10 protein-coding genes are annotated in these 11,790 nt (G+C 52.8%); 9 read left to right on the top strand and 1 reads right to left on the bottom strand.

The features are described from left to right. The first annotated feature begins 152 nt into the window (after positions 1-152). The 9 genes from dnaB (at position 153) to WFK81_RS17955 (ending at position 11,462) form a co-directional block, all read left to right on the top strand. Positions 153-1,526, top strand: coding sequence for a replicative DNA helicase (gene dnaB / locus WFK81_RS17995; RefSeq protein WP_336787768.1), 1,374 nt, complete (start codon positions 153-155; stop codon positions 1,524-1,526). Positions 1,527-1,724: 198 nt separating this feature from the next. Further along, positions 1,725-3,011: an adenylosuccinate synthase gene (locus tag WFK81_RS17990; protein WP_127496875.1), complete on the top strand. Its 1,287-nt coding sequence runs from the start codon at positions 1,725-1,727 to the stop codon at positions 3,009-3,011. A 134-nt stretch (positions 3,012-3,145) separates the two neighbouring features. After that, positions 3,146-3,820 (top strand): hypothetical protein, encoded by a 675-nt coding sequence (locus WFK81_RS17985; RefSeq protein WP_336787767.1) that lies wholly within the window; start codon positions 3,146-3,148, stop codon positions 3,818-3,820. 296 nt (positions 3,821-4,116) lie between these two features. Then, the gene (locus WFK81_RS17980; RefSeq protein WP_336787766.1) at positions 4,117-5,514 is read left to right on the top strand and encodes a peptidoglycan DD-metalloendopeptidase family protein; all 1,398 of its coding nucleotides are present in this window, start codon (positions 4,117-4,119) and stop codon (positions 5,512-5,514) included. A 197-nt stretch (positions 5,515-5,711) separates the two neighbouring features. Next, complete coding sequence (gene yycF / locus WFK81_RS17975; RefSeq protein WP_336787765.1) at positions 5,712-6,479, top strand: response regulator YycF; 768 nt, start codon at positions 5,712-5,714, stop codon at positions 6,477-6,479. Beyond that, the gene (gene walK, locus WFK81_RS17970; RefSeq protein WP_336787764.1) at positions 6,476-8,323 is read left to right on the top strand and encodes a cell wall metabolism sensor histidine kinase WalK; all 1,848 of its coding nucleotides are present in this window, start codon (positions 6,476-6,478) and stop codon (positions 8,321-8,323) included. The genes yycF and walK overlap by 4 nt, the downstream gene beginning before the upstream one ends. Then, positions 8,320-9,816 (top strand): YycH family regulatory protein, encoded by a 1,497-nt coding sequence (locus tag WFK81_RS17965; RefSeq protein ID WP_336787763.1) that lies wholly within the window; start codon positions 8,320-8,322, stop codon positions 9,814-9,816. Before walK ends, WFK81_RS17965 begins: the two co-directional genes overlap by 4 nt. Positions 9,817-9,844: 28 nt before the next feature. After that, complete coding sequence (gene yycI / locus WFK81_RS17960) at positions 9,845-10,600, top strand: two-component system regulatory protein YycI (RefSeq protein WP_336787762.1); 756 nt, start codon at positions 9,845-9,847, stop codon at positions 10,598-10,600. 55 nt (positions 10,601-10,655) lie between these two features. After that, positions 10,656-11,462, top strand: coding sequence for an MBL fold metallo-hydrolase (locus tag WFK81_RS17955; protein WP_336787761.1), 807 nt, complete (start codon positions 10,656-10,658; stop codon positions 11,460-11,462). Here the strand turns inward: WFK81_RS17955 and WFK81_RS17950 are convergent. Then, positions 11,431-11,652 carry a hypothetical protein gene (locus WFK81_RS17950; protein ID WP_336787760.1) on the bottom strand — a complete coding sequence of 74 codons (222 nt, stop codon included), beginning with the start codon at positions 11,650-11,652 and terminating at the stop codon, positions 11,431-11,433. The genes WFK81_RS17955 and WFK81_RS17950 overlap by 32 nt on opposite strands. Between the last annotated feature and the right edge of the window lie 138 nt (positions 11,653-11,790).

The following is an 11,790-nucleotide window of genomic DNA, read 5'->3' as shown; positions in this document are numbered from 1 at the left end:
TGGCGATGTGAGAGCATCGCCATTGTTGTCCCGCCAGACAGGCCGATGCTGGAACTTTCCATAGCTTTCGGCGGCCTGCAACTGCTACACTGTTCGTTGTAGCATGAACGGAATCGGAAGCAGTCAGCATTCATTGGAAGGGAGCCTAAAGCATGAGCATGAATAGTACGGAGCTGATGTTTGATCGGGTGCCGCCGCAAAACCTGGAGGCGGAGCAAGCCGTAATCGGCGCGATCTTGCTTCAGTCGGAGGCGCTGATCACCGCGATGGAGCGGCTGCGCAGCGAAGACTTTTATAGCGTTCCCCATCAACATATATACGAAGCGATGGTTGAGCTTGGGGAGAGCGGACAGCCGGTCGATCTGATTACGCTGACCGCGTATTTGCAGGACAGACAGCTGATTGAAGAGATTGGCGGCGTCTCCTACTTGGCCAAGCTGGCAAGCGCGGTGCCAACGGCGGCAAACGTCGATTACTACGCGCAGATCGTGGAAGAGAAATCGATGCTTCGCCGGTTGATTCGGACGGCCACCAATATCGTGTCGGACGGTTACGCAAGCACGGATGAAGTCGGTATTCTTCTTAGCGATGCGGAGCGTAAAATTCTGGAGATCTCGAACCGCCGTTCAAGCAGCGGCTTTATCTCCATCCGCGACGTTCTGATGGAAGTATTCGAGAAAGTCGAGACGCTCTACAATCAGAAGGGTGCAGGAACAACGGGTATCCCTTCCGGCTTCGTCGACTTGGATAAAATGACTGCCGGCTTCCAGCGCAGTGACTTGATCATTATTGCGGCCCGTCCTTCCGTAGGCAAAACGGCGTTCGCGCTGAATATTGCCCAGAACGTCGGCGTCCGCGCCCGCGAGACCGTCGCCATCTTCTCGCTCGAGATGTCCGCGGCGCAGCTCGTTCAGCGTATGGTCTGCGCCGAGTCTAACGTAGACGCGACCCGGATGCGTACCGGTCAGCTCGAGGGCGACGATTGGGAGAAGCTGACGATGGCGATTGGCGCCTTGTCGGAAGCTAATGTATTTATAGATGATACGCCGGGCATTACGGTTGCCGATATCCGCGCGAAATGCCGTCGCCTGAAGAAGGAAAAAGGTCTTGGCATGATTCTTATTGATTACTTGCAGCTCATTCAAGGCCGCGGTAAAGCGGGCGAGAACCGTCAGCAGGAAGTATCCGAGATTTCACGTACTCTGAAACAGATCGCCCGTGAGCTGGAAGTGCCGGTTATCGCCCTGTCGCAGCTCAGCCGTGGTGTCGAGCAGCGTCAGGACAAGCGTCCGATGATGTCCGACCTTCGGGAATCGGGTTCGATCGAGCAGGATGCCGACATCGTAGGGTTCCTGTACCGTGACGATTACTACGACAAGGAATCCGAGAAGAAGAACATCATCGAGATCATTCTTGCCAAACAGCGTAACGGCCCGGTCGGGACGGTCGAGCTGGTTTTCCTTAAGCAATTCAATAAATTCGTAAGCTTAGACAGGACCCACGAGGACCCGTCGCAGGCATCATAAGGTTATGTATAATATCCGAACAATTGTATGGGTGACTGTGCAATTGTTCGTTTTTTGTTTGACTTCTCTATACGGGACTGCTACACTGTTATTGCTGTCTTTTACGCGGTCGGACCGTTTTTGAGTAAGATGCGCCGAACCGGTTAATCCTAAGACGGTAATTTTCGGTGAGCAAAATCACCGGACGGGGGTATGTTTATGTCTACGGTTGTTGTTGTCGGTACGCAGTGGGGAGACGAAGGGAAAGGCAAAATTACCGATTACTTGGCGGACGGAGCCGACGTCGTCGCTCGCTATCAAGGTGGTAACAATGCCGGACACACTATTCTCATTGACAACAAGAAGTACAAATTAACGATGATTCCATCGGGTATTTTCAATCAAAATAAAATTTGCGTCATTGGCAACGGAATGGTTATTAACCCGCAAGCGCTGATCGACGAAATTAACTATATTCATGACAACGGCTTCTCTACGGACAACCTGAAAATCAGTGACCGCGCCCATGTCATTATGCCTTACCATCTCGTGCTGGACGGCCTCGAAGAGGACCGCAAGGGCGATAACAAAATCGGTACGACACGCAAAGGCATCGGCCCATGCTACATGGACAAAGCTGCGCGTAACGGTATCCGCATCGCCGACCTTATGGACGCGGAAGAATTTACGGAAAAAACACGCCGTCTCGTAGCGGAGAAAAATCAAGTCATTCAGCAAGTATACGGCGGAGAACCGCTTGATGCCGAAGCCATTATCGCGGAATACTTAGGCTACGCGGAGACGCTTCGTCCGTACGTAACGGACACTTCGGTTGTTCTGAACGATGCGATCGACGCAAACCGTAAAGTACTGTTCGAAGGCGCTCAAGGCGTTATGCTTGATATTGATCAAGGTACTTATCCATTCGTTACTTCTTCCAATCCTTCGGCTGGCGGCGTATGTATCGGTTCCGGCGTAGGTCCTTCGAAGATCCAGCAGGTTATCGGCGTAGCGAAAGCTTACACAACGCGTGTTGGCGATGGCCCGTTTCCAACGGAGCAAATTAACGAAATCGGCGATCTGATTCGCGACAAAGGCCATGAGTATGGCACGGTTACCGGCCGTCCGCGCCGCGTTGGCTGGTTCGACAGCGTTGTTGTCCGCCATGCGCGCCGTGTCAGCGGTATTACGGGTCTGTCCCTTAACTCGCTGGACGTACTGAGCGGTCTTGAGACCGTGAAGATCTGTACGGCTTATAAATACCGCGGAGAGGTAATCGAGCACTATCCGGCAAGCCTCAAGATGCTGGCGGAATGCGAAGCGGTATACGAAGAGATGCCAGGCTGGAGCGAAGATATTACAGGAGCGAAAACACTGGAAGATCTTCCGGTTAACACGCTGAACTACCTGAACCGCGTGTCCGAGCTGACAGGTATTCCGATTGCCATCTTCTCGGTTGGACGCAACCGTGAACAAACGAACATCGTTCGTCCAATCTACGAATAGAACGCGACACATTTAAAGGAAAGGATAGTCCAAGGCGCAATGGCCGGGACTATCCTTTTTTGTCGTTTTCATAGTTTGCTCTCCCTATTCTTTGACCATAATGATAGATAGCAGAAGGAAAGGGATGAGCGTAAATGTGGGTAAAAGCAGCCGTATGGATCGCGAAAATCGTAGCGGCGGGTCTCATTGTCAGCTTTCTCTCCATATGGACTACCGGCTATATCGTTAATAGTTACGTACAAACGCTGCTGAAGCAGTATAACCTGCCGCTGGAGGTACAGCCTATGGCTTTGTCCGGGGTATGGGGCAAGCTGTGGGGCGCGGAGGAGCCGGTCCAGACGGAGGATACCGAGAAGACAGGCACGGAAGCCGGCGACGGGGATAAGGTTGCGGTTGACGCGTTTGCCAACCAGCCGTCCACTGCGCCGCTTACCGATATCGGCATAGGCGGAGGCTCGAAGGCGGAGGGCGGTACAACCGGTCAATCGGCGGAAGCGGGTACAAGCACGGGTCAGACGGAGGGCAACAGCAAGACGGACGATAATGAGGCGCCGTCAATCGACGGCACGGAAACGGCTATTACAACCGAGGACATGAATAACATGAAGGGCCAGATGAGCGAAGCCGATAAGGATCAATTATTCGGATTGCTCATGAGCAAGCTGCCGCAGGAGGCCATGCAGACGATCTCCGGATACATGGAAAACGGGCTGACGGATGAGGAGCTTACGAAAATTCAGCAGCTGATGGCACAATATTTGGACCGCGATCAATATGAACAAATGATGGCAATTCTGAAAAAATATTAATTTCGGCTCTTGACAAGAATGGTTGCCGCGTTTATTAACCATATGTTAAAGTATTAGGCGAGTGATCCGACAGGACATTCGTCTTTTTTTATGTCGGATTCCGTATTTTATTGCAGGAAAAGTGCGAAAAGGAGACCATCATGACCGTTTTCAGCCCCAAGGGTCGTTTCCGGAAGACTTGGAATCTTGTAAACCAATACTTTCGGCCTAGTGATCCGCAAGACTCGAAAGGCAAGAAGCAGCCTCCTTCGGCAGGAGAGAGACCGCATACTCCTATGTGGAAGAGAAAGCCTGTCATGCTTACAGCAGGAGTGCTGGTAGTCCTAGCAGCAGCCGGTATCGGCGGTACCGGATACGTACAAGCGAATACAGTCGATTATTACAACGTATATAAAGACGGCAATATCGTGGGTTCCGTAAATGATCCCGCAGAGGTTGAGCAGCTGATTCAGCAGCAGACCGAAGAGGTAAAGAAAGCGAATCCGGAGCTCAGCATGGTGCTCGACACCGGAGAGATTACGTACAGCGGGGAAAGCGGCTTTAAAGCGGACCCTGAGACCGAAGAGACGTTAAGCAAGCTGAAAGGTCTGTTGACCTCGCATGCGGAAGGCGTCGAGCTGGTGATTGACGGCAAGGTAGCCGGCGTTGTAAAGGACCAGGAAACGGCCGATGCCATTCTGAACCGGGTGCAGAGCAAATACGCTCCGCAGCTTGCGGCAGCGAAGAAACAGAATGAAGTGAAGACGTTGTCCTACTCCAAGACAGAGGCTGAGAAGAAGAAGGAATCACCCAGCGGCAACAAACTGACGGGCGTCAAATTCGTCGAGAATGTTAAGACAGACGCAGTAGAGGTTGATCCAAACAAGATTATGGATGCCAACGAGCTGTACCTGAAGCTTGTGAAGGGCAGCAACAAGCCAACGAAGTATACGGTACAGAAAGGCGACTGTATCGGATGTATTGCCAGTAAGTTCAATATCTCCGAACAAGTCATTTACGATAACAACGGCTGGATCGAGCAAGATATGATTAAGGAAGGCGATGTCCTGGATCTGACCGTGCTTCAGCCGGAGCTAACGGTAAAGACGGAAGAACGCCAGTCCGAAACGATTACTTACGATGCTCCTGTAGAGATCCGCAAGAGCGACTCGATGAAGCTTGGCGAATCGAAGGTGCTGACGGAAGGCAAGAGCGGCAAGAAGACTCTTACATACCGGATTGTGAAGCAGAACGGTAAGGTTGTTACGGAAGAGCTCGTTGATAGTCAGGTTGTCGTGAAGCCGGTAGCCGAGGTTATCATCCGGGGAACCAAGGTTATTCTTGGCGAAGGTACAGGCCATTTTGCATCTCCTGTATCCGGCTGGTCGCTGTCGAGCAAGTATGGTCAGCGCTGGGGACGGATGCATAAAGGCATCGACATGACGGGCGGCAAAACGATCATGGCTCCGGATAACGGTGTTGTTGAGTTTGTTGGCCAAAAGACGGGCTATGGCAATTGCATTATCATTAATCATAAGAATGGCTACAAAACGTTGTACGGACATCTGAAGTCCATCGGCGTGAAGAAAGGCCAGATTGTTGAAAAAGGCGACAGTATCGGCATTATGGGCAGCACCGGCGAATCGACCGGCGTGCATCTGCATTTCGAAATTACGAAAAACGGCGTACTGCAAAACCCGTTGAAGTACTTATAATATATTTTTTATCCAAGAAGGCTGTCCTTAACAGGGCAGTCTTTTTTTTGATCTGGATTTCCCGGAATAACACGTTTGGCGGTATTAATTATGAGTTTTATTGGAAAAGGGCTGAACGAACTTTAATTGGGAACTTGACGACTCACTATGTTAAAATAGAAGAGTAAAAATAGGACGAGCGACAGGCGGGTGTAACGATGCACGGGAAAATTTTAGTGGTCGACGACGAACAGCCCATTGCAGATATATTGAAATTCAACTTGGAGAAAGAAGGGTATCAGGTCATTTGCGCGTTTGACGGCGGCGAGGCAGTGCGCCTCGCATTCGAAGAACAGCCGGACCTGATTTTACTTGATTTGATGCTGCCGGTGAAGGATGGCATGGACGTCTGCCGCGAGGTGCGAACGCGTCTTCATATGCCAATCATCATGCTGACGGCAAAGGATACGGAAATAGATAAGGTGCTGGGACTCGAGCTTGGCGCAGATGATTACGTAACGAAGCCGTTCAGCACGCGAGAGCTGTTGGCCCGGGTCAAAGCCCATTTGCGCCGGCAGCAGAAAACCTCTGAAGCCGCGGCTTCTTCGTCCGACAACGCAAACGCCGGTGAGAACGGTCAAAGTGCCGCGGACGAGAAGCAGGGACTCAAGCTGTTCAACCTGTTTATTGATACCGATATGTATGTCGTCTATAAGGACGGCGAGCCGCTTGACCTGACCCACCGCGAATATGAGCTTGTCTATTACATGGCTCGCAACAGCGGCAAAGTGATGACGCGCGAGCATTTGCTGCAGGCGGTCTGGGGCTTTGAATACTTCGGCGATGTGCGAACCGTGGACGTCACGATCCGTCGTCTTCGCGAGAAGATCGAAGATGATCCAAGCCGTCCGGAATATATTATGACCCGCCGCGGTCTCGGCTATATGATGCGCAATCCGAAGTCGGGAGGGCTTGGCTACGCATGAGCGGGCGGAGGTTTTTTCGCACCATTCAAGTCAAGCTCGTCATTATTTATCTCTTGCTCATCCTTGTCGCGATGCAGCTCATTGGCGTCTACTTCATCAGCACGGTAAAGGCGTCATTGACCGACAATTTCACGACCAATATGAAGGAGCAGGCGGATATTCTCTCGAAGCTGGCGGCGCCTAATCTGTCGATGAAGCCTACCAGCGACGGCGAAACCAATAACGAAAGTACGGAGAACCTCAGTCTTGTGGTCCGCAATTTGTTCAGCATAAGCGGGACGGAGGTGCAGGTGCTGGACGGCAACGGGCGGGTTGTTGCGACCTCGCTGCAGGTGCCGGAATCGTACATCGGGAAGAAAAATACGTCTCTTGCGGTAAGCCGCGCGTTAACCGGAATTTCCGATAACGAAGAAGAGATTATCGACGAGAACGGCATCCGTAAGAAAATCATTGCTCTCCCCGTTACGTACAACGACAACGATAAAGTTGTTGGCGCGGTCTATATGGTGGCGTCCATGGACAGCCTGTACGATACGGTGAACCGGGTTAACCAGATCTTTTTCTCCGGCACGCTTATCGCGCTAGGCCTTACCGGAATTCTTGGCATCTTGCTTGCCCATACGATAACGAGTCCGATTCAGGGTCTAACCAGGCAGGCGGCGGCCGTAGCGGACGGGAAGTTTGATCTGCAGGTGCCGGTGCTTGGGGATGACGAGATCGGGCGGCTAAGCTCGGCCTTTAATGATATGACGATTCGGCTGAAGGAGGCGCTCTCGGTCAACGAAGAGGAGAACGAGAAGCTTGCCTCCATTCTGTCGAACATGAGCGACGGCGTAATCGCAGCCGACGAGAACGGCAAGGTGATTGTCTGGAATCGCCGCTCGCAGGAGATGCTTGACGTGCGCACCTGCGAGGGCTGCAATCTGCCAGATCTGCTTGGCATGCCGTTACAGAAATATCAGGAGCTTCAGAACGGCCGGGAGCAGACCGTCATATTGCCGCGCAGCGAAGATGACGCCGAAATGGATGACGCGGAGGGCGTTCTACGCGTCACCTTTACGCCGATTCACCGCCGCGACAAAGGGATTACGGGAACGATTGCCGTGCTTCAGGATGTTACGGAGCAGGAAAAGCTCGAGCAGTCGCGCCGTCAATTCGTCGCGAACGTCTCGCATGAGCTGCGCACGCCGCTCACCACGATCAAGAGCTATGCGGAGGCGCTTAATGACGGGGCGCTCGATGAGCGGGAGTTGTCCGAGCGGTTTGTCGGCGTTATCCGCAATGAGACGGAGCGGATGATTCGCTTGGTTACGGACCTTCTGCATTTGTCGCGCCTCGATTCCAACCAAGCGCCGCTGCGGCGGCGGAAAACCAACATCCATGAAATGCTGGACGAAGTGACGGACCGCTTCTCTTTCCAGTTGCGCCAGAAGTCGATCCGGGCGGCGATTATCGTCGACCGCGATCTAAAGTCGGCGTGGCTTGATCGCGACCAGATTGACCAGGTGCTCGATAACCTTATATCGAACGCCATTAAATATACGCTTGAGGGCGGGGCTATTGAGCTTAGCGCCCATAAACAGGACACCGCTACGATTGCGATTAGCGTTAAAGATACGGGTATCGGCATTCCGAAGAAGGATTTGTCCCGTATTTTCGACCGTTTTTACCGGGTGGACAAGGCTCGCTCTCGCAATATGGGCGGTACCGGGCTTGGTTTATCCATTGCCCGGGAAATCGTGAAAGCGCATGGCGGCACGATTTCTCTCAAGTCAGAGCTGAACGAGGGCACGACGGTGACCTTTACGCTGCCTTCGCTGCAAGAGGAAGGTGAGACGGCATGATGGAGAAAGCGAAGACGCTCCTGCTCGTTATGCTTGTCGCGCTCAGCTTGATTCAATCGTACTTCCTCGCGTACAGCATGCCCGGCCTTGGCGCAACGGTCAAGACGGGGCAGGATTATATTAACGCTGAACCGCTTGGCAAGGAATCGAATGTGGAAAGCGTCATCTTCCCGGAGGAGATTGTCCTCCACTTCGGCGGCAATGAGCATACGGTACTGTACCCGGGAACCACGTTCTACAATATGATCCTGAAAGACCGGATTCAGGGCCGCGAGTTCAAGGGCTTCCAGCGTAATCCGGCCAACGTGCTTAATTGGGACGAAGTAAGGAAGAACGACATCGGCGTTGAGCTGCGTTTCCAGAACGGTATTCCGGTGGAGCTACTCAAGAAGCTGCTCAAGGTGCAGGGGGATCTGCTGTTCCTAGGCGAGATGATCGACCGGATCTGGATCTTTAAGGCAACGGATTCCGAGGTAGTCCGGACGTTCTTCTTCAGCGCCGACGGGCAAAAGGTATACGAATCGACGCAGGCCGACTTGACGGTCCGCGACGTTCAGGATTATGTCGGCTTTGGCGAATACCAGCCGAAGTATCAGATGACCTCCGACGGCATCTATTTGCCTAAGCAGCCGATACAATCGGTACAAATGGTCTTCCCTTACGAGACCTACTCTTCGGAACTGATGCAGCAGAACCTGTTCTTCGACCCGGCCACTACGAAGGCGCTCTATGATCGGAGCGGCTCGCAGATTTATACGGACGGCAAGCGTGGTCTGCAGATTGAGCAGAAGGGCATGTGGATGATCTATACGAACCCGGCCGCCTCGCAAAGCGAGGAAAATCCGCTTAGCGAGAATGTTTTTGCTTCAGTTGAATTTATTAACGATCATGGCGGTTGGGACGGCGTACATCGTTTCGTTAACCCTGGAATGAATCTTGAAGGCAAGACGGGCAAATACGCGGAGTTCCAGCAATACGTAGATAACTATCCGGTTATCGAAACCAAGGACTTCGAGTACGGAAGCATGCGGCTTACGCTGCAGCAGGGAGTCGTAACGGAGTACAGCCGTTCGCTCATTACGCTTGCCAGCCGGTCGAAGACGAGAGAAGCCAGATGGCTGCCGGGCGGCGCCCAGCTGCGCAGCGCGCTGGATCATTATGACCGCCGTTCGGAGGTTGTCCGTTTGTTCCCGGCTCTTAAAGCTGAACCGCTGGAGAACAATCAAATAAAATTTATTCCGGTATGGGCGGTTCAGCTCGAAGACGGTACGCAGGAGGCACTAACCGAAGCGTATCCGACAGGCTTTGTTCCGCAGGAAGTGAAGGATAGCCCGAGCTCCTCCCATGATTCGGATGAAGGAACCGGCGCGGATAAAGGCGGAAAGGAAGCTTCGGGACAGGAGACCGCGTCCAAGGACGGCAACAGTCTGTTCGGAGGCTCGGATCCGCTGCAAAATCCGATCGCGCCGCCGGATAAAGAAAGCAAGCAATAAGCCGTAACGAACGGAGGCGAAAGATCAGGTGGATTGGGGCAGGGCCAAAAGCGTGCTTATTATTTCGTTTCTGCTGCTTAATATTTTGCTCGGCTATCAGGTATGGTCGAACATCGGCGAGCAGTTAAACGCCAACAAGAATACAGCAGAGCTTCCGAGCGAGACCTACGCCTTCATGAAGCAGAAGGGGATTGAGCTGTCCGCCAATCTGCCGGTCGAAACCCCGAAGCTGCGGGATTTAACGTATATGCTGCGCAGCGGCACCCTTGAAGGGCTGCCGGAGACGAAGCTGGAGACGCCGGTCGACAGCCGGATTATTTTCTCCGAGAAGGACCTGGTCAAGACGCTGGGCAGCCAGATTGTCGATCTGGACAAGTATAGGTTCGATCCGGCGATGACAAGAGACGGCGTATATGTCCTGTACCGGATGGCGGATAACCGTCCGATGTTTGACGTAAAGCTGGAGCTCTATTACACCAATCAGAAAATAACCGGCTTCCGCCAGGTCCGGGTAGATTTGACGGGCCCGGGCGAAGCCAAGGAACAGACCGTATTGCCTGCTTCGAAGGCAATGGCGCCGTTTATTGAGCGGAACCTGCCGGACGGAGCGGTCATTACCGACATCCAGCTTGGCTACCACGGTCAGATGTTTGATACGGAGGCACAGGTAGCGGCGCCTTATTACCGGGTGCTGCTGGAGGACGGGAACGAGTATTACATTCATGCGATTAACGGGGAAGTTGCGCAGGTGAAGGAAGAAGCGCCGCCGGACCGCGTCCGGTAGCGGATAGATTGGCTTTATTGTTCATGGGAGCAGGGGAAAGGATAGAAGTTAAGCGATGGGACTTACGTTTACAGTACTGGGAAGCGGATCTACGGGCAATGCGACGATAGTTAGCAACGGGGATAAAATGGTGCTGGTCGATGCCGGCCTCAGCATGAAGAAAATAGAGGAGCTTATGCGCGAGCAAGGCGTGTCCGGCCATCAGCTGTCCGCGTTGTTCGTTACGCATGAGCATTCCGACCATATTAAAGGGCTGGGCGCATTCGCCCGCAAGTACGAGCTGCCGATCTTTGCGAATGAGGGAACCTGGGGCGGAATGGAGCGCCATGTTGGCACCATTGAGCCGGAGAAGCGGGTCATTATGGAGACGGGTGAATCGCTGCGGATTGGCACGATGGAAATTTGCTCCTACCCGATCTCGCATGACGCGGCGGAGCCGGTCGGCTATACGTTTGTCGATAACGGGGAAAAGCTAAGCCTTGCGACCGACCTTGGTTACATGAGCGACAAAGTGAAGCAGGCGATTATCGATTCGGACGTGCTGGTGCTTGAATCGAACCATGATACGGAGATGCTTCGAATGGGCCGTTATCCGTGGAACATCAAGCGCCGCATTCTGAGCGATGTCGGGCACTTATCGAATGTTGCCGCCGGGGAGGCATTATGCGAGCTGCTGACGGACCGGACGAAGCGGGTATATCTGGCCCATCTCAGTCTGGACCACAACCTCATGGATCTGGCTATGCTGACGGTGAGAAATGTCATGGAGGATAACGGAATCTTTTTCAAACAGAACGAAAATCCTCTGCGCGCGACGTATCATGACCGGCCTACGGCATGGGATGAAGTGAGGCGGAAATAAACGACTCCAGCTGGTTGTCCAGCTCATCGGCTTTGGCGGTCAGCTCTTCGCGGGTGATCAGACCCTTGTCCACCAATAGCTCAAGCATAGCGCTGAGGGTAAGGACGGTGCGGTAATGGTCTTCCTTCAAATCAGCCAATTTGGCGGCAAGCTCTACTTGCTCACAAGGGGAGAATGGTTTAGTTTTCATAGATACGGTTCGCTCCTTTTTCGCTATGATGGAGGAGTGCGCAAGTAAATCTATTATTATTTTAGTCTAATCTTCCGAAAACATTCTTAGATTGAAAAAATAGTTTTTGTTCGAAATTCAAAGGCAAGCATAAGCATC

Source organism: Paenibacillus sp. MMO-177, from assembly GCF_037147795.1.
Taxonomy (GTDB): Bacteria; Bacillota; Bacilli; order Paenibacillales; family Paenibacillaceae; genus Pristimantibacillus.
This window is presented reverse-complemented; position numbering and strand designations above follow the sequence as displayed.